At 71.4% G+C, this 22768-nt stretch carries 21 protein-coding genes; 16 read left to right on the top strand and 5 right to left on the bottom strand.

What is annotated here, in order from left to right; genetic code table 11:
* Positions 1–14 precede the first annotated feature (14 nt).
* Positions 15–1787, bottom strand: a complete 1773-nt coding sequence (locus AC6JBM_RS35025) for an ATP-binding protein (RefSeq protein ID WP_497986580.1) — start codon at positions 1785–1787, stop codon at positions 15–17.
* Between the two features lie 193 nt (positions 1788–1980).
* A complete protein-coding gene (locus AC6JBM_RS35020) occupies positions 1981–2691 on the bottom strand; it encodes a pyrimidine reductase family protein (protein ID WP_497978242.1) in 711 nt (236 codons plus the stop codon).
* A 76-nt stretch (positions 2692–2767) separates the two neighbouring features.
* On the opposite strand from AC6JBM_RS35020, the gene AC6JBM_RS35015 reads away from it, so the two are divergent.
* The 11 genes from AC6JBM_RS35015 to AC6JBM_RS34965 all read left to right on the top strand — a co-directional run bounded on the left by AC6JBM_RS35015 (position 2768) and on the right by AC6JBM_RS34965 (position 14851).
* The gene (locus AC6JBM_RS35015) at positions 2768–3313 is read left to right on the top strand and encodes a plasmid pRiA4b ORF-3 family protein (RefSeq protein ID WP_497978241.1); all 546 of its coding nucleotides are present in this window, start codon (positions 2768–2770) and stop codon (positions 3311–3313) included.
* A gap of 338 nt (positions 3314–3651) precedes the next feature.
* A complete protein-coding gene (locus AC6JBM_RS35010) occupies positions 3652–4965 on the top strand; it encodes an extracellular solute-binding protein (protein ID WP_497978240.1) in 1314 nt (437 codons plus the stop codon).
* Between the two features lie 90 nt (positions 4966–5055).
* Positions 5056–6033, top strand: coding sequence for a carbohydrate ABC transporter permease (locus AC6JBM_RS35005; RefSeq protein WP_497978239.1), 978 nt, complete (start codon positions 5056–5058; stop codon positions 6031–6033).
* Positions 6034–6095: 62 nt separating this feature from the next.
* Positions 6096–6941, top strand: a complete 846-nt coding sequence (locus AC6JBM_RS35000; RefSeq protein ID WP_497986579.1) for a carbohydrate ABC transporter permease — start codon at positions 6096–6098, stop codon at positions 6939–6941.
* Positions 6938–8341 (top strand): GH1 family beta-glucosidase, encoded by a 1404-nt coding sequence (locus tag AC6JBM_RS34995; protein ID WP_497978238.1) that lies wholly within the window; start codon positions 6938–6940, stop codon positions 8339–8341. Before AC6JBM_RS35000 ends, AC6JBM_RS34995 begins: the two co-directional genes overlap by 4 nt.
* Before the next feature lies 1 nt (position 8342).
* Complete coding sequence (locus AC6JBM_RS34990; protein ID WP_497978237.1) at positions 8343–9380, top strand: LacI family DNA-binding transcriptional regulator; 1038 nt, start codon at positions 8343–8345, stop codon at positions 9378–9380.
* Positions 9381–9419: 39 nt separating this feature from the next.
* Positions 9420–11849 carry a glycoside hydrolase family 94 protein gene (locus tag AC6JBM_RS34985; RefSeq protein ID WP_497978236.1) on the top strand — a complete coding sequence of 810 codons (2430 nt, stop codon included), beginning with the start codon at positions 9420–9422 and terminating at the stop codon, positions 11847–11849.
* A 59-nt stretch (positions 11850–11908) separates the two neighbouring features.
* Entirely contained in the window at positions 11909–12976 is a 1068-nt protein-coding gene (locus tag AC6JBM_RS34980; protein ID WP_497986578.1) for a LacI family DNA-binding transcriptional regulator, read from the top strand.
* A 56-nt stretch (positions 12977–13032) separates the two neighbouring features.
* Positions 13033–13488, top strand: coding sequence for a hypothetical protein (locus AC6JBM_RS34975; protein WP_497978235.1), 456 nt, complete (start codon positions 13033–13035; stop codon positions 13486–13488).
* Positions 13489–13673: 185 nt separating this feature from the next.
* Positions 13674–14147 carry a hypothetical protein gene (locus tag AC6JBM_RS34970; protein ID WP_497978234.1) on the top strand — a complete coding sequence of 158 codons (474 nt, stop codon included), beginning with the start codon at positions 13674–13676 and terminating at the stop codon, positions 14145–14147.
* 122 nt (positions 14148–14269) lie between these two features.
* The gene (locus tag AC6JBM_RS34965) at positions 14270–14851 is read left to right on the top strand and encodes a GNAT family N-acetyltransferase (protein WP_497978233.1); all 582 of its coding nucleotides are present in this window, start codon (positions 14270–14272) and stop codon (positions 14849–14851) included.
* Positions 14852–14900: 49 nt separating this feature from the next.
* On the opposite strand, the gene AC6JBM_RS34960 is transcribed toward AC6JBM_RS34965, so the two are convergent.
* Positions 14901–15518 carry a TetR/AcrR family transcriptional regulator gene (locus AC6JBM_RS34960; protein WP_497978232.1) on the bottom strand — a complete coding sequence of 206 codons (618 nt, stop codon included), beginning with the start codon at positions 15516–15518 and terminating at the stop codon, positions 14901–14903.
* A gap of 88 nt (positions 15519–15606) precedes the next feature.
* Between AC6JBM_RS34960 and AC6JBM_RS34955 the strand changes: the two genes are divergently transcribed.
* The gene (locus tag AC6JBM_RS34955) at positions 15607–16566 is read left to right on the top strand and encodes a ketopantoate reductase family protein (RefSeq protein ID WP_497978231.1); all 960 of its coding nucleotides are present in this window, start codon (positions 15607–15609) and stop codon (positions 16564–16566) included.
* Between the two features lie 132 nt (positions 16567–16698).
* Here AC6JBM_RS34955 and AC6JBM_RS34950 read toward each other — a convergent pair whose 3' ends face one another.
* Both AC6JBM_RS34950 and AC6JBM_RS34945 read right to left on the bottom strand, forming a co-directional pair.
* The gene (locus AC6JBM_RS34950) at positions 16699–17910 is read right to left on the bottom strand and encodes an acyl-CoA dehydrogenase family protein (protein WP_497978230.1); all 1212 of its coding nucleotides are present in this window, start codon (positions 17908–17910) and stop codon (positions 16699–16701) included.
* Entirely contained in the window at positions 17910–18932 is a 1023-nt protein-coding gene (locus AC6JBM_RS34945; protein ID WP_497978229.1) for a phosphotransferase family protein, read from the bottom strand. The genes AC6JBM_RS34950 and AC6JBM_RS34945 overlap by 1 nt, the downstream gene beginning before the upstream one ends.
* Positions 18933–19165: 233 nt before the next feature.
* Between AC6JBM_RS34945 and AC6JBM_RS34940 the strand changes: the two genes are divergently transcribed.
* The 4 genes from AC6JBM_RS34940 (at position 19166) to AC6JBM_RS34925 (ending at position 22762) form a co-directional block, all read left to right on the top strand.
* Positions 19166–19930 (top strand): ACT domain-containing protein, encoded by a 765-nt coding sequence (locus AC6JBM_RS34940; protein ID WP_350621774.1) that lies wholly within the window; start codon positions 19166–19168, stop codon positions 19928–19930.
* Entirely contained in the window at positions 19930–20454 is a 525-nt protein-coding gene (locus tag AC6JBM_RS34935) for an ACT domain-containing protein (RefSeq protein ID WP_497978228.1), read from the top strand. The genes AC6JBM_RS34940 and AC6JBM_RS34935 overlap by 1 nt, the downstream gene beginning before the upstream one ends.
* A gap of 107 nt (positions 20455–20561) precedes the next feature.
* Complete coding sequence (locus tag AC6JBM_RS34930; RefSeq protein ID WP_497978227.1) at positions 20562–21815, top strand: cytochrome ubiquinol oxidase subunit I; 1254 nt, start codon at positions 20562–20564, stop codon at positions 21813–21815.
* Positions 21812–22762, top strand: a complete 951-nt coding sequence (locus tag AC6JBM_RS34925; RefSeq protein ID WP_497978226.1) for a cytochrome d ubiquinol oxidase subunit II — start codon at positions 21812–21814, stop codon at positions 22760–22762. The genes AC6JBM_RS34930 and AC6JBM_RS34925 overlap by 4 nt, the downstream gene beginning before the upstream one ends.
* Positions 22763–22768: the final 6 nt, after the last annotated feature.

The raw sequence follows: 22768 nt of genomic DNA, 5'->3' as shown, positions 1-22768 counted from the left end.
GCTGCCGGCCTTTCCTAGAACGGGATGTCGTCGTCGCTGATGCCGCCGCCGCCGACCCGGGCCACGACCGCGAACGGGTCGGTGGCGGCCTGGGCGATCGAGCGCAGCGTCGAGGCGGGCGGCGGGCCGGCCTCGGCCGGCCGGGTCGCCCACGAGGGGAACGGGAACTCGATGCACAGCGGCACCGGGATCTCCGGCTGGGACACGAACATGGTGCCGGGCTTGGCCAGCAGGGCGCGCTGGCGCTGGGCGGGCGGGAGGAAGCCGTACTCCGGCCGCGACGCCTCGGCCGGGTCGAGCCGCCCGACCACCCGGATCGCCGAGTTGGCCACGATCCGCCGCTCCACCTCGCTCGCGGTCTGCTGGGCGCCGATGAGCACCACGCCGAGGGAGCGCCCGCGCTCGGCGATGTCGAGCAGCACCTCCTTGATCGGGCTGGTGCCCTCCCGCGGCGCGTACTTGTTCAGCTCGTCGAGCACCACGAACAGCAGCGGCTTGGCGGTGCCGGCCTTCTCCTTGCGCTCGAACTCGGTGCGCAGCGTGACGCCGACGACGAACCGCTGCGCCCGGTCGGGGAGGTTGTGCAGGTCGACCACGGTCACCTGGGCCGACTCGGCGGTGTTGATCTGGTGCGGCTTGCGCTGGGCGAGGTCGCCGCGGATCAGCCGGGACAGGTCCTTCTTGCTGCCGATCAGCCGGCGCGCGAACGCGTTCACGGTGCCGAGGCCGACCGCGCTGCCGGCCCACTGCCCGCGGGTGGCGTCGTCGTTGAGCTGCTCGACGAGGTAGTCCACGAGGTCGGCGTACGAGTTCAGGCGGGTGCCGTCGACCGCGACCCCGCCCTCGGCCGGCTGGGCGATGCGCGCCAGGTGCGCGGTCACGGAGTGCACGACCATCGTGTACTGCTGCCGTTCGTCGTCGGCGTCGGCGAACACGTACGGCAGCAGCCGGTCGGTGCAGAATTCCGTCAGCGTCCAGTAGAAGGCGTCGACGCCGGACAGCCGGCTGCTCACGTCCGGGGTGCCGGAGGAGTCCCCGGCCCGCGGCGGCGCGTAGACCCGCACGTCCGGGAACGGCCCGGCGACCAGCCCGAGGCGCGCGTAGGCGTCCTCGGTGGCCTGGTCCAGCCGGCTGTTGGGGTGGTCGAGGAAGAGCAGGTCCTCGCCCTTGACGTTGAAGATGAGCGCGCGGGTGTTCGCGGTCTCGCCGGCGCCGCCGAGCACGCCGGAGCGGAAGACGGAGTAGAGCAGGAAGGTCGCGAAGCTCGTCTTCGTGGCCACGCCGGAGATGCCGGAGATGGACACGTGGGCGCCCCGCGAGCCGTCGAGGAAGTCGGCGTTGAGGAACATCGCGGCGCCGTCGCGGCCGAAGCCCATCGGGATGGTGCGCTCCATGCGGTCGAAGTACAGCGCCCCGGCCCGCGCGTCGCCCTGGGCCCGGCGGACCAGCGCGCCCGGGGTCGGGGGGACGTACACCTCCGGATCGACGCGGGTCGTGGTGATCTCCGCGGCCTCCTGGATCGTGGCCGGCAGCGTGCCGTCGGCGACCAGGAACACGTCGGAGTCGAACACGACGCCCTCGTGGCGGGCCCGGACCGCGGTCACCACGCCGGCGATGGTCACCGGGTCGTGCTCGGGCAGGTCACGCTCCGTGACGACGACGTCGTCGAGCTGGAGGTAGGCGCCGTCCTCGACGGCGACCCAGAACGTCAGCGGCGTGGCGTCGGCGGTGCCGAGCACGCGCCCGACGACCGGCCCGCCCGAAGCGGCTGCGGACTCGTCCTCCATGGCGTTCGACCCCCAGTACATGTGTTCGCCTGTGCATCGTGCCCCACGTCGCCCGCAAGGGCGAAGGCACCACGCCACGGTCGATGGATGAGTGCCCCATTCACCCGGGCAAAAGGGGACGAACCCGGTCGCGACTCACCTTTGTCCACAGGCTCGCGGCACGTTGTCCACAAGCATGTGGACGATCCTGTGGTTAACGAGCGTGCCGCAGGAAGAGCAACCCTTCGTCCATGAGCACGTGACGCAGGGTGAGCCGCTCCGGGGCGGCGAGGGGCGGGCCGTCGGTGATCCGCCCGGCCCCGGGGCCGGCGAGCAGCGGGGAGAGCGTCAGGCACAGCTCGTCGACGAGCCCGGCCGCGGTCAGGGAGCCGAACAGCCGCGGCCCGCCCTCGCTGAGCAGGTGCGCGAACCCCCGCTCGCGCAGCGCCGCGAGCCCGGAGACGAGATCCACCGCATCGTCACCGACGGTGATGATCTCGGCCACGTCGGCCAGCCGCCCGGGGGCGGCCCCGGCGCGGGTGAGCACGATCGGGCGGACCGGGGCGCCGGCCAGGGCGTCCTGCCCGGGATCGAGGTCGAGGCGCCCGGAGACGATGACCAGGGTGGGGTACTCGCACAGCCCGTTCGCCACCCGCCAGGCCCGCCGGCCGGCGTCGAGGCGCAGCGCGTGGTACCCCTCCTCGCGCACGGTCCCCGCGCCCACCACGAGCGCGTCGCAGAGCATGCGCAGGACGCCGAAGACGCGCTTGTCGGCCGGCCCGGACAGCGGCGCGCTGCGCCCGTCCACGTGCCCGGCCCCGTCCAGGCTCGACACGAAGTTCAGCCGCAGCCAGGGGCCCGGCGGGGTTCGATACAGGTCGATCAGATCCGGTTCGGCGACGACGTCGGGCCACAGCTGCTGCACCCACCGAATCTACTTGGCGGGAGATCGCGGCGTAGGGCTGCGGCGCGGGGGAGGCGCACCCGACAATGGCTGCACCATGGCTCGCATGATCTACCAGCTGCGCATCGCGCTGGACGGCGTCGACCCGCCGGTCTGGCGGCGGGTGCTGCTGCCCGGCGCGTTCACGCTGGACCGCCTGCACCGGATCGTCCAGCTGGCGATGGGCTGGGGCGACCGGCACCTGCACGTGTTCGACATCGACGGGGTGCAGTACGGCACGCCGGACCCGGACGGGCTGCTCGAGGTGCACGACGAGCTGGAGCACCGGCTCGACGCCGTGGCGGGCAAGGGCTCGCGGCTGCGGTACACGTACGACTTCGGCGACTGGTGGGAGCACGACGTGACGGTCGAGGACGTCGTGCCGGCCGACCCGGGCGTGCGCTACCCGATGTGCACGGGCGGGGAGCGCGCCTGCCCGCCCGACGACGTCGGCGGACCGCTGGGCTACCGCGACTTCCTGGCGGCGTACGCGGACCCGCGCAACCCCGAGCACGAGGCCATGCGGGCGTGGCTGGGCCGCGCCTTCGACCCCGCCGGATTCGACGCCGGGCGGGCCAGCACCCTCCTGCGGCGCATGACCTGAGTAACTTTCAGCCCGCGTAGGGCCACACCGTGCGGTCGTGACGCTCTGTAGAGCTTTGCCGCACCCCCAAAGGCCGCGAATCCGGCGAAAAGGTCGCTTGGAAATCTTGCGGTAACGAAATGGGAACGCTCCCATTGCCCCATTGACACGCCGTCGTTCGCAGTCCAGTCTCATGGGAGCGCTCCCGCGGCTGTGGCCGGTGCCACACCCCACAGCCGCGGGAGACATCAACTCGCATGTCCGCCATACCGCGCCGGCGGGGCTTCCCCCTGCCCGCCGCCGTACGCATCAACACCCCACACCACACCCACCCATCACGACCTGAGAGAGGGGTCAGGATGAGTTTCACCTCGCGCCGCGTCCGCTCCGTCGCCGCGGCCGCACTGACCGTCGGGCTCGCCCTCGGCATGGGCGCCTGCAGTGCCAAGAAGGACAACACGGGATCTGACGGCAGCACCGGCGGCCCGGTCACGATCTCGCTGTCCTACTTCGGCACGCCCGGGTTCACCCAGGCGGTCAAGGACTTCGAGGCCGCCAACCCGAACATCAAGGTGGACATCAAGAACGAGGGCCAGACCAAGGACTTCGTGCCGAAGCTGGCCCAGCAGCTCTCCGCGGGCAGCGGCGCGAGCGACGTGGTCATGCTCGAAGAGGGCATGCTTCTGCAGTACCTGAAGGACAACAAGCCCTTCGCCAACCTGCTCGACCTCGGCGCGTCGTCGCTGGAGAGCGAGTACCTGCCGTTCAAGTGGAAGAACGCGTTCACCGCGGACGGCAAGAAGCTCGTCGGTCTCGGCACCGACGTGGGCCCGCTGGCCATGTGCTACCGCAGCGACCTGTTCCAGCAGGCCGGCCTGCCGACCGACCGTGACGCGGTGAGCAAGCTCTGGCCGACGTGGGACGACTACGTCAAGCAGGGCGAGGTCTTCAAGTCCAAGAACCTGAAGGCGACCTGGCTCGACTCGGCGACCTCGGTCATGCAGCCGTACATCATGCAGAACAGCGACACCTGGTTCTACGACAAGAGCGACAAGTACATCGGCGACACCAACCCGGTCGTGAAGAAGGCCTACGACCTCGGTCTGGACATGGCCTCCAAGGGCCTGACCTCGAAGCTGGCCCGCTGGTCGACCGACTGGGACGCCGCGTTCAAGAACGCCGCGTTCGCGACCGTGCCGTGCCCGCCGTGGTACACGGGTGTCATCAAGGAGCGCGCCGGCGACGCGGCCAAGGGCAAGTGGGACATCGCCACGATCCCCGGCGGCGGCGGCAACTGGGGTGGCTCGTACCTCGCGATCCCGGAGCAGAGCAAGAACAAGAAGGCCGCGTTCGAGCTCATCAAGTTCCTGACCGGCAAGCAGGGCGGCATCGACGCCTTCAAGGAGGCGGGCCCGCTCCCGTCGTCGCAGTCGGCCCTGGCCGACCCGCAGATCGCCGGCGCGACGAACGACTACTTCAACAACGCGCCCGTCGGCAAGATCTACGTCGACGCCGCGAAGACCCTCAAGCCGATCTACCTGGGCCCGAAGCACCAGGCCCTCTGGGAGAACGCGTTCGAGCCGGCCATGCAGGCCGCTGAGCAGGGCAAGCTGAGCGCTCAGGCGGGCTGGGACAAGGCCATCAAGGACAGCAAGGCGCTGGCCGAGGGCTGATCGGTACCCCGATCGACACCGGGCGGAGGTGGCGGCAACTCGCCACCTCCGCTCGCCAGCGACCGGGCTTAGGCGTAAAGGACCACACCAATGACCACCAATGTCGAGGTCGCCGGGCCTCGCCACGGGCGGAGGGACCCGGTGCCGCCGACGCCCCGGCGCTCGCTGCGCCTCGGCCGGCTGGACATCAAGTACTCGCCGTACCTCTTCGTCGCGCCGTTCTTCCTGCTCTTCGCGGTCTTCGGCGCCTACCCGCTCGTCTACACCGCGGTGCTGTCGCTGCGCAAGAACACGCTGACGGGCGGCGACCAGGGCTACGTCGGCTTCGAGAACTACACGAAGGTCCTCACCGACGAGCACTTCTGGACCGTCATCGGCAACACGTTCGGGCTGTTCATCATCTCGACCGTGCCGCAGCTCATCTTCGCGCTGATGGTCGCCAGCTGGCTGAACAAGAAGATGCGCGCCCGCACCGCGATCCGCATGGGCGTGCTCATCCCGAACATCACCTCGGTCGCCGCCGTCGGCATCGTCTTCGGCCTGATCTTCGCCGACCGGTACGGCCTGGCGAACTGGCTGCTGCAGAGCGTCGGCTTCGACGCGGTCGAGTGGCGCAACCACCGCTGGTCCTCCTGGACGGCGATCGCCTTCATGGTCGACTGGCGCTGGACGGGGTACAACGCCCTGATCTACCTCGCCGCGATGCAGGCGATCCCGAAGGAGCTCTACGAGTCGGCCTCCCTCGACGGGGCCTCGGCCATCCGCCGCTTCTGGCGGATCACGGTGCCGCTCATCCAGCCGACGATCCTGTTCACGGTGATCATCTCGACCATCGGCGGCATGCAGCTGTTCACCGAGCCGCTGCTGTTCAACTACGGCCGGATCCAGGGCGGCTCGCTGAACGAGTTCCAGACGGTCGCCATGTACATCTACGAGACCACGTTCACGAACAACTTCAACGTGGGCCGGGGCTCGGCGATCTCCTGGCTGCTGTTCCTGATCATCCTCGTCTTCGCCCTGATCAACTTCCTGCTGGTGCGCCGCTCGGTGAGGGGGCAGACGCAATGAGCACCATGACCCCGACCAAGCCCGCCACCCGGCCGGCTCCGGCGCCGAAGCGCCCCGGCCGCGTGCGCAGCGCCTCCGCGGCGCTGTGGGACGCGAGCCCGCTGACCTACCTGGCGCTGATCCTCACGATCGTGCTGTCGATCTTCCCGATCGTGTGGTCGTTCATCGTGGCGTCGCGGGACAACAGCGCGGTGACGGACATCCCGCCGCCGCTCACGCCGGGCGGGAACTTCTTCTCCAACGCCCAGCGGGTGCTGGAGAACACCGACGCGAACTTCGTCTACGGCCTGGTCAACTCGGCCATCGTGGCGGGCTGCGTGACGCTGTCGGTAGTCTTTTTCTCGACACTGGCCGGCTTCGCGTTCGCCAAGCTCAAGTTCCGCGGCAAGAACGCGCTGCTGCTCGTCATCATCATGACGATGATGATCCCGACGCAGGTCAACATCATCCCGCTGTACCTGCTGATGGTGAAGCTCGACTGGACCAACACGCTGCAGGCGGTCATCGTGCCCTTCCTGGTCAAGGGCTTCGGCGTTTTCATGATCCGGCAGTACGCCGAGTCGGCGATCAGCGACGAGCTGATCGAGGCGGCGCGGATGGACGGTGCCTCGACGTGGCGCACGTACTGGAGCGTCGTGCTCCCGGCACTGCGCCCGGCCGCGGCGGTCCTCGGCCTGCTGACGTTCATGGAGACGTGGAACGACTTCCTCTGGCCCTACGTGGTGCTCAACGGTGACACACCGACCGTCCAGGTCTCGCTGAACATTCTGGCCACCGGTTACTACAAGACGGACTACGTGCAAGTCTTTACCGGGACAGCCCTGGCGATCGTGCCGCTGCTCATCGTGTTCATCGCATTCGGCCGCCAGATCATCGGCGGCATCATGGAAGGTTCGGTCAAGGCGTGACCAACATCGACCCGCTGACGTTCCCGCCCGGATTCCTCTGGGGGGCGGCCACCGCGTCGTACCAGATCGAGGGGGCGGCCGCCGAAGACGGCCGCACACCCTCCATCTGGGACACGTTCAGCCACACCCCGGGGCGGACGAAGGGCGGCGACACCGGCGACGTGGCGTGCGACCACTATCACCGCTACCGCGAGGACGTCGCGCTGATGGCCGATCTGGGGCTGGGCTCCTATCGGTTCTCCATCGCGTGGCCCCGCGTGCAGCCGGGCGGCCGCGGGTCGATGAACAGCAAGGGCCTCGACTTCTACCAGCGGCTCGTGGACGAGCTGCTGGAGCGCGGGATCACCCCGTGGGTGACGCTGTACCACTGGGACCTCCCGCAGGAGCTCGAGGACGCCGGCGGCTGGCCGGCCCGCGACACCGCCGCCCGGTTCGCCGACTACGCCGCGCAGGTGCACGGCGTGCTCGGCGACCGGGTCCGGCACTGGACCACGCTGAACGAGCCCTGGTGCTCGGCGTTCCTGGGCTACGCCTCCGGCGTGCACGCCCCGGGCCGCAAGCACGCCCCGGACGCGCTCGCCGCGACGCACCACCTGCTGCTCGGCCACGGCCTCGCGGTGCAGGCGATCCGCGCGAACGACCCGGAGGCCCAGCTCGGCATCACGCTGAACCTCTACGCGATCTCGCCGGCGGACCCGGACTCCGCGGCCGACGCCGACGCCGTGCGGCGCATCGACGGCCTGGCCAACCGCCTGTTCCTGGATCCGGTACTGCTCGGCGCCTACCCGGACGACGTCCGGCAGGACCTGAGCGAGGTCACCGACTTCGGCTTCGTGCACGACGGCGACCTGGAGACGGTCTCGGCCCCGCTGGACCTGCTCGGCGTGAACTACTACAGCCGGCACGTGGTCGGCGCGCCCGACCCGGACCTGCCCGCCGAGCCCTACTGGCGGGCCCCCACGTCCTGGCCCGGCAGCGAGCACGTCCGCTTCCACCAGCGGCCGGGCGTGCCCGTGACCGACATGAACTGGGAGGTCGACGCGCCCGGGCTCACCGAGACCCTGGTGCGGGTCGCCCGGGACTACCCGGCGATCCCGCTCTACATCACCGAGAACGGTGCGGCGTACGTCGACACCCGCACCGCCGACGGCGCGATCGACGACGTCGAGCGGGCAGACTACTTCGACGCGCACTTCCGTGCCGGCCTGGCCGCGATCGAGCAGGGCGCCCCGCTGCGGGGGTACTTCGCGTGGTCGCTGCTGGACAACTTCGAGTGGGCGTGGGGGTACACCAAGCGCTTCGGCCTGGTGGGCATCGACTACGACACACAGACGCGCACCATGAAGACCAGCGGGCACCGCTACCGCGAGGTCATCAAGCGCAACGGCCTGGCCGAGTAGCGTGCACCGCCCGACACTTGACGAGGTCGCTGCCCTGGCCGGTGTCGGGCGCGGCACCGTCTCCCGGGTCATCAACGGCTCGCCCCAGGTGAGCCCGGAGGCGCGGGCCGCGGTGCAGAAGGCGATCGACGCGCTCGGCTACGTGCCGAACCGGGCCGCCCGGGCGCTCGTCACCCGCCGCACCGACTCCGTGGCCCTCGTGGTCTCCGAGTCCGAGGAGCGGGTGTTCGGCGAGCCGTTCTTCGCCGGCATCGTCCGCGGCGTCAGCTCGCACCTGGCCGACACCCAGATGCAGCTGTGGCTCGCGATGGCACAGTCGGTCGCCGAGCGCGTGCTGGTCGAGCGCCACCTCAACGACCAGCACGTCGACGGCGTCCTGCTGCTGTCGCTGCACGACGACGACCCGCTGCCCGGCCTGCTGGCCGGCCGCGGGCTGCCGACCGTCCTGGGCGGGCGCACCGCGCACATGCTCGAGACGGGCACCATCGACGGCCAGATTAACGGGCACACCGTCTCGTTCGTCGACAACGACAACGAGGGCGGTGCCCGGCTGGCCGTCGAGCACCTGCTCAACCTGGGACGCCGCTGCGTCGCGGCGATCGCCGGCCCGCAGGACATGGGCGTCGGCAAGGCCCGCCTGCGCGGCTATCGCGAGGCGCTGCGGGCCGCGTCCCATCCGTTCGACGACCGTCTCGTCGCATACGGCGACTTCAGCGAGGCGAGCGGCGCCGAAGCGATGAACCGCCTGCTGCATCTCAACCCGGGGCTCGACGCCGTCTTCGCCGCCTCCGACCTGATGGCCGTGGGAGCCATCCGAGCCCTGCGCGAGCTGGGCCGGGCCGTTCCCGCGGACGTCGCCGTGGTCGGGTTCGAGGACTCCGCCGTGGCCCGGCAGACCCTGCCGCCGCTCACCACCGTGCACCAGTCGGTGGAGGGCATGGGTCGCGAGATGGCCAGGCTCCTGCTGGCCCGCATCGCCGGCGGGCCGGCCCACTCGACTGTGCTCGACACGCACCTCGTGGTGCGCGAGTCGGCCTGAGACTGTGCCTTCCCCTGTGGGCACGCTAGGAGGCAAAACGTGCGCTACGGCCACTTCGACGACGAGAGTCGCGAGTACGTGATCGACCGGCCGGACACCCCGCTGCCCTGGATCAACTATCTGGGCACCGAGGCGTACTTCGGCATCATCTCCAACACCGCCGGCGGCTACTCGTTCTACCGTGACGCGCGGCTGCGCCGCCTCACCCGCTACCGGTACAACAACGCGCCCTTCGACCTCGGCGGCCGCTACCTGTACCTGCGCGACGCGGCGAGCGGCGAGTTCTGGTCCCCGACCTGGCAGCCGACGCAGACGGAGCTCGACGACTACGAGTGCCGCCACGGGCTGTCCTACACGACGATCTCGTCCGGCTACCGCGACATCAAGGCGCAGGTCACGTACTTCGTGCCGCTCGGCGAGACGCTGGAGGTCTGGCGGCTGCGGCTGACCAACGAGCGCGACACCGCCGCCGAGCTCTCGGTCTTCTCCTCGGTGGAGTTCTGCCTCTGGGACGCCCAGGACGACGCCACCAACTTCCAGCGCAACTTCAGCACCGGCCAGGTCGAGGTCGTCGACGGGGTCATCTACCACAAGACGGAGTACCGCGAGCGCCGCGACCACTTCGCCTACTTCGCCTGCTCCGAGCCGCTGGCCGGGTTCGACACGGCCCGCGAGTCCTTCCTCGGCCCGTACCGCTCGTGGGACCGGCCGATCGCCGTGGAACGCGGCAGCTCGTCGGACTCGGTGGCGCACGGCTGGCAGCCGCACGGCTCGCACCACGTGCGCGTCACGCTGGAGCCGGGGGAGACCCGCGAGATCGGCTTCGTGCTCGGCTACTGGGAGAACCCGAAGGACGCCAAGTTCGACCCGCCCGGCTCGCAGACCGTCAACAAGCACATGGTCCGCCCGGTGATCGAGCGCTGGCTCAAGCAGGAGACGGTCGACGCCGGCTTCGCCGCGCTGCGCGAGAACTGGGACCGGCTGCTCGGCGGGCTGCAGGTGGACACGCCCGACGGGGACACGAACCGGATGGTCAACATCTGGAACGCGTACCAGAACATGGTCACGTTCAACATGAGCCGCTCGACCTCGTTCTACGAGTCCGGCATCGGCCGCGGCATGGGCTTCCGCGACTCCAACCAGGACCTGCTCGGCTTCGTGCACATGATCCCGGAGCGGGCCCGCGAGCGGATCCTCGACATCGCCGCGACCCAGCTGGCCACCGGCGGGGCGTACCACCAGTACCAGCCGCTGACCAAGCGCGGGAACAACGACATCGGCTCGGGCTTCAACGACGACCCGCTGTGGCTCATCCTCGGGGTCGCGGCCTACCTCAAGGAGTCCGGCGACCTGTCGATCCTCGACGCGCCGGTGCCCTACGACAACGAGCCGGGCTCCGAGACGCCGCTCTACGATCACCTGCAGCGCTCGCTGCGGTACACCCTGGACCGCCTCGGCCCGCACGGCCTGCCGCTGATCGGGCGCGCCGACTGGAACGACTGCCTGAACCTCAACTGCTTCTCCGACACGCCGGGGGAGCCCTTCCAGACGACCGAGAACGCCACCGGCGGGGTCGCCGAGTCGGTGTTCATCGCCGGGCAGTTCGTGCTCGCCGCGAAGGAGCTCGCCGGGATCGCGCAGCGCGTGGGCCAGCCGGCCCAGGAGTACCTCGACGCGGCCGAGAAGATGGCCGGCACGATCGCCGAGCACGGCTGGGACGGGGCCTGGTTCCGCCGGGCGTACGACTTCCACGGCAACGTCATCGGCTCGGCCTCCAACGACGAGGGCCAGATCTTCATCGAGCCGCAGGGCATGTGCGTGATGGGCGGCGTCGGGGTCGAGGACGGCACCGCGGCGAGGGCCCTGGCCAGCGTGCGGGAGCGGCTCGCCACCCCGCACGGGATCGTCCTGCAGCAGCCGGCCTACACCTCCTACCGGCTGGAGCTCGGCGAGATCTCCTCCTACCCGCCCGGGTACAAGGAGAACGGCGGCATCTTCTGCCACACCAACCCGTGGCTCATGATCGCCGAGACGATCGTCGGCAACGGCGACGGGGCGTTCGACTACTACAAGCGGATCCTGCCCTCGGCCCGGGAGGCGATCAGCGAGGTGCACCGGTGCGAGCCGTACGTTTACGCGCAGATGATCGCCGGCCGGGACGCGCCGACCCACGGCGAGGCCAAGAACTCCTGGCTGACCGGCACGGCGGCGTGGAACTACGCGGCCATCACGCAGTGGATCCTCGGCATTCGTCCCGAGCTGGCCGGTCTGCGGGTGGCTCCGGTCATCCCGGCGGACTGGCCCGGGTTCACGGCGGTCCGCCGGTTCCGCGGGGCGACGTACACCATCACGGTCCAGCGCGGCGACACCCGCTCGCTGACCGTCGACGGGGAGTCGATCGACCCCGATGGCGTCATCCCGCCGGCCATCGAGGGCTCCGACGTTGAGGTGATCCTGACGATTTCGTGAAAGATCGCGGGGCTGCCGGGTGGCCCGATGACGAGATGTGCGCACAATGAGGCGTGAACATCCCGTCCCCGGGCCGCCCGCGCTCCGCCGGCCGGCCCACGCTCGACGAGGTCGCCCTGCGCGCCGGTGTCGGCCGCGGCACCGTCTCGCGCGTGGTCAACGGCTCGCCCCAGGTGAGCCCCGAGGCCCGCGCGGCGGTGCGGAAGGCGATCGACGAGCTGGGGTACGTGCCCAACCGAGCCGCCCGCGCGCTCGTCACCCAGCGCACCGACTCGGTCGCGCTGGTCGTCTCGGAGTCGGAGGAGCGCGTCTTCGGCGAGCCCTTCTTCGCCGGCATCGTCCGCGGCATCAGCTCGGCCCTGGCCGACACCCAGCTGCAGCTCTGGCTGGCGATGGCCCAGTCCCCGGCCGAGCGCGAGCGCGTCGAGCACCACTTGACCAACCAGCACGTCGACGGCGTGATGCTGCTCTCCCTGCACGACGCCGACCCGCTGCCGCTGCTGCTGGAGCGCCGCGGCCTGCCCGTGGTGCTCGGCGGCCGGCCGGCCCAGATGCTCGCCGACGACGAGCAGCTCAACTTCACCGCCCAGCTGTCCCAGCTCTCCTACGTGGACGCGGACAACGAGGGCGGCGCCCGCATCGCCGTCGGGCACCTGCTGGACCGCCAGCGCCGGCGCATCGCCGCGATCGCCGGCCCGCAGGACATGGCCGTGGGCGTGTCCCGGCTGACCGGCTACCGCGAGGCGCTGGAGCGCGCGGGGATCCCGGTGGACGAGCGGCTCATCGCGTACGGCGACTTCTCCGAGGCCAGCGGCGAGCGCGCGGTGCGCGAGCTGCTCGAGTCCGACCCCGGGATCGACGCGGTCTTCGCCGCCTCCGACCTGATGGCCGTCGGCGCCCTGCGCGGGCTGCGCACGATCGGCAAGCGGGTGCCGGAGGACGTGGCCCTGGTCGGCTTCGACGACGTGGCGATCGCCCGGCAGACCGACCCGCCGCTGACCACCGTGCACCAGCCCGTCGAGGCGATGGGGCGGGAGATGGCGCGACTGCTCATCGCGCGCATCGGCGGCGCGGCCTCGTCCTCGGTGATGGTCGAGACGCACCTGGTCCGCCGCGCCTCCGCGTAGGGGTTTGCCGTTCTCCGGTTCCGGGCAGCAGGACATCGGAGGAGGTGGCGATTTCGATGAGCAGTGAGTGGAAGAAGCGGCGGCGCCGGGCCGAGAGCGTGGCCGAGGAGGCCTGGGACCACCTGGTCTCGGCCCTCGACAACGCCCGCTCGTTCGGTGGCACGGTGAAGGACCGCGCATACGACTTCAAGGACCGGGCCGGCGACCTGGCCGGCGAGGCCTCGGACCGCTACAGCTCGGCGTCGGACCGGGTGAGCTCGGTGTCGACCGAGGCGTGGAAGCGGGCCAACCTGGCCCTCGACGCGCTCTCGGGCCGGCGCTCGCGCACGCCGTGGGGCTGGATCGCGGTGGCGGCGCTGGGTGGCGTGGCGGTGGGCTGGGCGGTGGCGGCCTCGGCGCCGAAGGCCATCCAGGCCGCGAGCGAGCGCTTCAGCGAGGAGCCCGACGAGCTGCCGGCCTCGGCCGAGCCCCCGGCGCCCTACGAGCCGGTGGTCCCGCCGGTCACGCCCTGACCTGAGCTTTCCCCCGGGAAGAGGTAACCGGGCCGGCGCCGTGCGGGGCGCCGGCCCGCTCTGGTCCGCGCTCCCTCCGGTCGCCGCCCGGCTCGCTCGCGCCGGTGGCGGATCTGCTCGCTGTCCGCGGCGCGACCCGGCGTGGTATGACTACCGCCGACGTCTGACCGGGGGAGGCTGTCTCGATGCGAGGCCGTGCACTTGCCGTTGCCGCTGCGGCGCTCATGCTGGCCGCCGGGTGCGGTGACGAGCCGGATCAGGGCGCGGCTGCGCCCGCGGTCACGTCGGCTGCCGTGATGCCGGCCGCGGCGTCTCCGTCGCCGTCGGTGAGCTCGCAGGACTGTCAGGACGTCAAGGCCACGCTCGACCAGTACTACCCGCTGTTCGTCGCGGTGCAGGGCAAGGTGCTGGAGTCGGTCAAGCGCAACGACCAGAAGACCGCGGTCGAGGGGATGCAGAAGGCGGACCAGCTCGTCAGGGAGTGGGTGGGACTCGTCGAGCCGCAGGTGGCGAAGGTGACCCAGGCCGACCTGCACGACGCGCTCGTGACGCTGCTCGACCAGATGCGGCAGTACACCACCTCGAACGGTATGAACGCGGGCAACGTGGCCAAGGCCGCCGAGAACGTGAAGGCGGCGCTGGGCAAGGTCTGCGCCTGATCCACCGGCACTGCGCTCCTATGAGGGGCGGCCGAGCCGATGAGCGGCCGCCGAGGGAAACCCGTTGCGAGTGGCCGGCATCCGGCGTCTGCTTGTTCGGCCGCCACACCACGGGAGGGACCATGACGCGCGTGCCGCTGCCCACCCCGACGCTGCACACCGCTCGCCTTCGACTGCGCCCCTTCGACGACGCGGATGCGAACGACCTCTTCATGCTGCACAGCAGCGCCCACGTGCTGCGCTACTGGGACGCGCCGCCGTGGAGCGAACGCGCGCGCGCCGAGCGGTTCATCACGGCTTGCCGGCAGATGGCAGAGGAGGGCACCGGAGCGCGGCTGGCCGTGGACCGTGTCCGCGACGGGGCGTTCATCGGCTGGTGCGGCTTGAGCAGGTGGAATCCGGACTACCGCAGCGCGTCGCTGGGCTACTGCTTCGACGATGCCGCGTGGGGTCATGGCTTCGCGACGGAGGCCGCGCGCGCCTTGCTGCGGTGGGCATTCGACGCGCTGGACCTGAATCGCGTCCAGGCCGACACCGATACGCGCAACGTGGCATCCGCCCGCGTGCTGGAGAAACTCGGCTTCGTGCGGGAAGGGACGTTGCGGGAGGACTGCATTGTGAACGGTGAGGTCTCCGACTCGTGGGTCTACGGGCTGATCAGGCGAGAGTGGCGTCCGCCGTCCGAGCTGGTTCCCGCCCGCTGAGTCCTCGCCGCTTCCGGCCAGGGCCGCAGCACTGCGCACAACGACGGTCTCACGTCAGCTCACCGGCACTACCCCGCTCGTGCTCGCGCTGCCCGCCTGAGTGCGGCCGGCGCAGCCCGTCCAGCACGAGGGTGATGACATCGTCGGCCTCGGCCCGCCAGCCGGGGCGGTCATGGGCCGCGCCGATGCCGTGCAGCGCCATCATCACGGCACCGGCATCCACGTCGTCGCGCACGGCGCCGTCCCGCACGGCGGCGGCCACCAGGTCGGTGACAGCCTGCTCCAGCGCCCGGCTGCCCTCGGTGAGGACACCCGAGCGACCGGCCATGAGCGTGGCCAGCGTCCGGGCCAGGCCCTTGTGGGCATCCATGTGGTCGACCATGCCGCGCAGGAAGGTCGCCAAAGCCTCCGCCGCGGGCAGCGTGGCCTGCAGCCGGCGGGCACGGTCGCACAGCGCGGCGACTTCCCCGTGGTAAACCGCCTCGGCCAGCGCCTCCCTGGTGGGGAAGTGGCGGTACAGCGTGCCGGTGCCCACCCCGGCCAGGCGGGCGAAGTCGTCGAAGCGCAGGTCGAAGAAGTCGCCGGCGTCGAAGATCTCCCGGGCCGTGGCGAGCAGGGCCTCGCGATTGCGGCGGACGTCGGCCCGCAGCGGCTTGTCGGCGGTCATGCGCTCCCTCCCGTTGACAAATGGAGATGACCTCCATATTTTGGAAAATGGAGATGACCTCCAGATCGATCCTACCCCAAGGTGTGACGTGAAGATCCTGATGTTCGGCCGGGGCGTGATCGCCACTGTCTACGGCTGGGTCCTGCAGCGGGCGGGACATGACGTCGAGTTCTACGTCCGGCCGGGCCGCGCGGCGACATACGGCGACGCAGTGGACCTCGACCTGTTCGATACGCGGCGCCGGGTGTGGGGGCGGCGCGTCGTCGAGCAGTGGCCGGTGCGCTACCGCGAGGCGCTGGAGCCGGACCACGACTTCGACCTGATCGTGCTGAGCGTGCCGCACCACCGCCTCCCGGAGGCGACGGCCTTCCTGGCTCCGCGTGTCGGCCGGGCCACGGTGCTGGTCTTCGGCAACATCTGGGCCGAGCCGCTGGCCGCGATCGGCGCACTCCCCGTCGACCGGGTCGCCTGGGGCTTTCCCCAGGCCGGTGGCGGTTTCGGCGCGGACGGCGTGCTCCGGGGGATGCTGCTGCCGTCGGTCGTCTTCGGCACCCTCGGCCGGCCCCCGACCGACCGGGAGCGGGCCGTGCGCCAGGCGTTTCGCGAGGCCGGGCTCCGGCTGAAGGAGCGGCCCGACTTCCGCGGCTGGCTGTGGGTCCATTTCGCGTCGGATGCCGGCCTGTTCTCGCAGGGCCTGCGGGTGGGTTCCCTGTCCAAGCTGGCCGGGGCGACTCGCGACCTGCGCGCGGCGCTGCTGGCCGGCCGCGAGCTGCTGCCGCTGCTCGAGGCGCGCGGGGTTGACCTGCGACGGCACCGGGGCGGTGTGCTGCCGTTCCGGGCGCCCGCCTGGCTGATGGCCCCAGTGCTCGCCTGGCTGACCGCTCATGTCACGCCGGTGCGCGCGAATTTCGAGGCGCACTCCGACCCCGACGCCGAGGAGCCGCGTGAGGTCTGCCGGGACACCCTCGCGGAGGCGCGACGGCTGGGCATCGCGGTACCGCGGCTGGAGGCGGCGGAACCGAGTTTCGCCCGCGAGGGGAAGCACTGAGTCAGCGGCTACGGTGCTTCCCCACGCGCGCTCGGCCGGGGCATCCTTGATCGCCTGCTCGAACGCGCGGCCGCCTTGCACGATCGGCGGTCGAACGGGTCGCGTTCCGTGCGGGCCGCGCCGGACCCGGCCTCAGCTGTACTTGCGCAGCTCGCGCCGGGCCAGGGAGGCGCGGTGGACCTCGTCCGGGCCGTCGGCCAGGCGCAGGGTGCGGGCGCTGGACCAGAGCGTGGCCAGCGGGGTGTCCTGGCTGACGCCGGCCGCGCCATGGGCCTGGATCGCCTTGTCGATGACCCACTCCGCCATCGACGGCACCGCGATCTTGATGGACTGGATCTCGGTGTGGGCGCCCTTGTTGCCGACGGTGTCCATCAGCCAGGCGGTCTTGAGCACCAGCAGGCGGGCCTGCTCGATGCGCACCCGCGATTCGGCGATCCACTCCTGGATGACGCCCTGCTCGGCGAGCGGGCGGCCGAAGGCGACCCGCCGGCTGACCCGCCCGCACATCAGCTCCAGGGCGCGCTCCGCCATGCCGATGAGCCGCATGCAGTGGTGGATGCGGCCCGGGCCGAGCCGCGCCTGGGCGATCGCGAAGCCCTGGCCCTCGCCGGCGATGAGGGCGTCGGCGGGGACGCGCACGTTGTCGAAGACGACCTCGGCGTGCCCGCCGTGGGCGGCGTCGGTGTAGCCGAAGACGTGCATGCCGCGCTTGACGGTGACGCCGGGGGTGTCGCGCGGTACGAGGATCATGCTCTGCTGCCGGTGCCGCTCGGCCTGCGGGTCGCTCTTGCCCATGACGATGAGGATCTGGCAGTTGGGGTTCATCGCGCCCGAGGACCACCACTTGCGGCCGTTGATGACGTAGCCGTCGCCGTCGCGCTCGATGCGGGTGGCGATGTTGGTGGCGTCGGAGGAGGCGACGTCGGGCTCGGTCATGCAGAAGGCCGAGCGGATCTGGCCCTCCAGCAGCGGCTTGAGCCACCGGTCCCGCTGCTCGGCCGAGCCGAACTGGGCCAGCACCTCCATGTTGCCGGTGTCGGGGGCCGCGCAGTTGAGCGCCTCCGGGGCCAGGTTCGGACTGCGGCCGGTGATCTCGGCCAGCGGCGCGTACTGCAGGTTCGTCAGCCCCGCGCCGTGGGTGGCGTCGGGCAGGAACAGGTTCCAGAGGCCCCGCCCGCGCGCGGACCGCTTGAGCTCCTCGATGACCGCGGGGCGCGCCCAGGGGTCCTCGGCCTCGGCCAGCTGCCGCTCCAGGACGGGCTCGGCGCGGTACACCTCCTCGTCCATGAAGTCCGTGAGCTTCTCGTGCAGCTCGGCCGTGCGTTGGTCGAAACCGAAGTCCATCAGCTCTCTCCGTTGATCGCTGCGATGCCCTCTTCGAGCAGGGGCGGAACCAGGTCGCCGATCTCGTCGAAGCCCGCCCCGACGGTCTGCCCCCGCGTGTACCGGTAGTGGATCCCCTCCAGCACGACGGCGAGCTTGTAGCAGGCCAGGCCGACGTACCAGTGCAGGTCGTCGCTGAGCGGGGCGCGGCTCGCGTAGCGCTCGAGCAGCTCGTCGCCGCTGGGGAACCCGGCCGCCGCGCCGAGGCCGTCCGCGATCGGGTTGCGGCCGGTCTTGATGCGGTCCAGCACGTTCCAGTACGCCAGCAGCAGCCCCAGATCCGTCTGCGGGTCGCCGATCGTGGCCATCTCCCAGTCCAGGACGGCGGCCACGCGCAGGGTGTCCGGGTCGACGATGAGGTTGTCGAGGCGGTAGTCGCCGTGCACGATCGCGGGCCGGGGGCTCGCCGGGATGGTCGCGGCGAGCCGCTCGCGCAGCGTGTCGGCCGCGGGCAGGTCGCGGCTGCGGGAGCCCTCGAGCTGCTTGCTCCAGCGGCGGACCTGGCGCTCCAGGAAGCCCTCGGGCCGGCCGAACTCCGCCAGCCCGACCGCGGCCGGGTCGACGAGGTGCAGCTCGGCGAGGGTGTCCATCATCGCGAAGGCGACCTGGCGCCGGCTGTGCTCGCCGAGCGGGTCGGTCTGCGCCCGGTGGCGCAGCACCACGCCGGGCACCCGGGCCATGAGGTAGAACGGCGCGCCGAGCACCGAGTCGTCCTCGCACAGCAGCAGGGCCTCGGGCACGGGCACCGGGGTGGGGCCGAGCGCGGAGATGACCCGGAACTCGCGGGCCATGTCGTGCGCGGTGGCCAGCACGTGGCCCAGCGGCGGGCGGCGCAGGACGAAGGCCTCGTTGAGCACGTAGGTCAGGTTGGACCGGCCGCCGGCCACGAGCTCGGCGGCCAGCGGCGCGCCGACCAGGCCGGGGGCCTTCTCGTCCAGGTAGGACTGCAGGCGGGGCAGGTCGAGACCGGGCGGGGTGGTCATCCGATCAGTCCAGGGTTGAGACACGTTCTCTGTCAAGCGACCGGGGGTGATTCGTCACGAATAATTCCGCACTGGCAGTGCGGAAACACCCCGGGGAAACGTTCCGGCATCGACACCGCTGCGAAACGGCGCGGAAACTCGCGGTAGGCAACCTGGTCGCAGTAAGGGAGAGCAAGGCGTACACCAACGGCGGCGTGCACCTCGGCCCAAGGACGAACGGGAGGTCGACTCACATGCTGCTCAGGCTGAGAGTTGCGCTGCCCGACCGTCCCGGCTCACTCGGGCAGGTTGCCCGGACGCTGGGTGTGGTCGGCGCGGACATCGTTTCGGTAGTCGTACTGGAACGGGTCAGCGGCCGTGCGGTGGACGACTTCACCGTGGCATGGCCGGCTTCGGCCCCGGTCGACCGCGTGCTCACCGGACTGGCGGCGATCCCAGGCGTGCGCTTGGACGGTGTGTGGCGCGGCACCGAGCTCTCGGAGCCGTGCAGCGGCCGCGAGGTCGCGCTGATCGGACAGGTGGCGGCGAACCCGGAACACGGCCTGGCGACGGTCGTGGACGCGGCGCCCGCACTGTTCGGCGCGGACTGGGCGGTGGCGATCAGAGTCGGATCCGACTGGGCGGGCGGCGGCGCGCGTGCCCAGGCCTGGTCCGACGTCTCGGTGGTCAGCGCGAGCTGGCGCGCTCCGGATGTCCCCCCACAGGTGGACATCGCACCACTCCGGCCCCGTGCGTTGAGTGCAGCTGACGGCGTTCATCTCGCTGTCGCGCCTTTCCAGCGCGGAGGTCTGGTCCTTGTTGTCGGACGCGGCGGGGCGGACGGCGACGCTGGAGCACCACCGTTCCACGGTTCCGAGGTGGAACGGCTGGCGCAGCTGGTCGGTGCAACCGCATCTGTGTTGGGGGAACGGCTGGCGGGGCCCGGTTTGGCGGAACCGGGTGAGGCGGGGAGTTCCGTTGCCGGAACCCCCGCTCCCGCCGGCACAAGGTCCCGGTGATGGCGCTCTGGCGCATCCGGGCCACGGTGGACGACCGGCCCGGCTTCCTCTCCGTGCTCACCGCGAGCCTGGCCCTGCGGAAGGTCAACATCCTCTCCGTGCAGGTGCACACCACCGAGGCCGGTGCCGTGGACGACTTCCTGGTCGAGGCGCCCGACGACCTCACCGCCGCGGCCCTGGCCGACGCCGTGCGGCGCGGCCGCGGCCGCGACCCGTGGATCGCGCCGGCCGACGTGCGCGGGCTGATCGACGAGCCGACCCGCGTGCTGGCCCTGGCCACCAAGGTCCTCGACGGCGGCTGCGACCTGGAGGAGGCCCTGGCCGCGCTCCTCGGCGACTGCGACATCTCCTGGCGGTCCAGCGGCGCCGGCGGCTTCACGGCCACCGGGATGCAGCTGGAGGACCCGGCCGGTGGCACGCTCTACGTGCGCCGGCCCGCCCCCGAGTTCACCCCGGCCGAGTATGCCCGGGCTCAGGCCCTGGTCGAGCTGGCCCGGGTCGCATCGAGACGCACCGCTTCCTGAGTCTTTGCTCAGCAGCGCCCCCTCGTGATCGAGGGGGCGCTTTTTGTTGCGCCCGCCTACGTGTAGTCTGCCAACATGTCGGTAGGGTACATGTCGGGGGACGACGTATGAGCGCTCTGGAGTATGCCCGCACGCAGTTCGGGCTCACCGCATCGCTGCACTTCACGTTCGTCATGGTCACGCTCGGCCTCGTGGTGCTCGTCGCCGTCATGCAGACGCGCTACACGATCACGGGCCAGGAGGTGTACGGCCGGATGGCCCGCTTCTGGGGCCAGCTCTACGCGATCAACTACGCGGTCGGCATCGCCACCGGGCTCGTCATGGAGTTCGAGATCGGGCTCAACTGGAGCGGCCTGTCCCGCCTGACCGGCGACGTGTTCGGCGCGCCGCTCGCGCTGGAGACGCTCATCGCCTTCGTGCTCGAGTCGACGCTGCTCGGCATGTGGATCTTCGGCTGGAGGCGGCTCGGCAAGCGGCTGCACCTGGCGCTGATCTGGGGCACCGCGGCGACCGCGCTGCTCTCCGCGTTCTGGGTGCTCGTGAGCAACGCGTTCCTGCAGCACCCGGTCGGGTACGCCCTGGACGAGCACGGCACCGCCCGGCTCACGGACTTCGGCGCCCTGCTCACCAACAGCGCCCTGTGGTTCGCCCTGGCCCACGCGGTCTCGGCGACCATGATCGCCGGGGGCGTGCTCGTGGCCGGCGTCTCGGCCTGGCGGCTGCGCCGCGCGAGGACCGACGACTTCGAGCTGTTCCGCCGCTCGCTGCGGCTGGGCATCCGGGTCGGGCTGATCGGCACCTTCCTCACCATCGGCTTCGGCTACGCCCAGTTCGGCTGGATCGACGCCAGTCAGCCGATGAAGATGGCCGGCCGCGGCGACACCGCGCTCGAGCGCCAGGCGGAGCTGGTGCAGCGGTTCGGCCCGGGCGACTACCTCGTCAGCGGCAACGTCGGGGTCGCGCTCGGCCTCATGATCCAGATCGCCAACCTGCTGTTCCTCGTCCTCGCCGTGGCGCAGGCGCTCACCTTCCGCGACGCGCTGATCCACCGCCGCTGGGCCCGGCCGATGTCGTGGCTGCTCACCGCGCTCATCCCGGTGCCGATGCTCACCGCGATCGCCGGCTGGTTCGTGCGGGAGGAGGGGCGGCAGCCGTGGGCGGTGTACGGCCTGCTGCGCACCGCCGACGCCGTGTCCCCGATGAGCGCGGGCGCGCTGCGGTGGTCCACGTTCGGCTTCTCCGCGCTCGTCGTGGCGCTGGTGCTCCTCGACTGGTGGCTGCTGGCCCGGGCCGCGGCGCGACCACCCGGCGAGGCGTTCGCGCCCGAGCCCGCCGAGCAGCGGCAGGAGGCCCTCGTATGAGCACCATGTGGTACGTCATCCTGGGCGCGGTGTCCGTCGCCTACTTCGTCCTCGGCGGGCTCGACCAGGGCGTGGCCATGCTGCTGCCCGCGCTGCGCGGCGACGACCGGCGCCGCGAGGCCCTCAACGCGCTCGGCCCGATGTTCCTCGGCAACGAGGTCTGGGCGGTCGGCGCCGCCGGGGTGCTCATCGCCGCGTTCCCGCGGCTGGAGGGGGAGCTGTTCACCGCCGCGTACCCGGCCGTCGTCGCGGCCGTGCTCGGGCTCGCCGCGCTCAGCGCGGGCGTCCAGCTGCGCGGCCGGGCCCGGCGGCGGGGCGGCTTCGACGTGCTCATCCCCGCGGCCGGGCTGACCCTCGCGACGGCCTGGGGCCTGCTGTTCGGCGTGCTGCTGCACGGCGTGCCGATCGGCGCCGACGGCCACGTGCACGGCCTCGCGCCCTTCGCCGATCCGATGGTGTGGCTCACGGCCGCGGCCAACGTGCTGCTGGTGCTCGCGCACGGGGCGGCGTACCTGCACTGGAAGCTCGGCCGGCCGCTGCGCCCGGGCCTGCCCCTGCTCGCCGGCGGGGTCGCGGCGCTGGCGCTCGGCGGCTGGTGGCTCGCGGCCCCGGCCGGCATCCGCAACCCGGTCGCCGGCACCGTGCTCGCGCTCGTCGCCGTGGCGGCGGTGATCGTCGCCGGGTGGGTGCCCCGGCCTTGGATGGCGTTCGCGGCGACCGCTGTGGCGTGCGCCCTACCCGTCGTCGCGGCCGCGTCGGCGCTGTTCCCGGGCGTGCTAGCGTCCACGCTGGATCCGGGCGCGACGGTGACCGTCGACGGCGCGGCCGCGGGCGCTGACACGCTGCGGCTGCTCACACTCGGCGCGGCGCCGCTGCTTCCGGTGCTCGTCGCCGTCCAGGCCGCCTGCTGGTGGCTGTTCCGGCGCCGGACGTCTCCGTACTGGTAGGGCGGC

This window comes from Dactylosporangium thailandense (assembly GCF_059739745.1).
The sequence above is the reverse complement of the archived record's forward strand: the minus strand, read 5'-3'. Positions and strand labels throughout refer to the sequence as shown.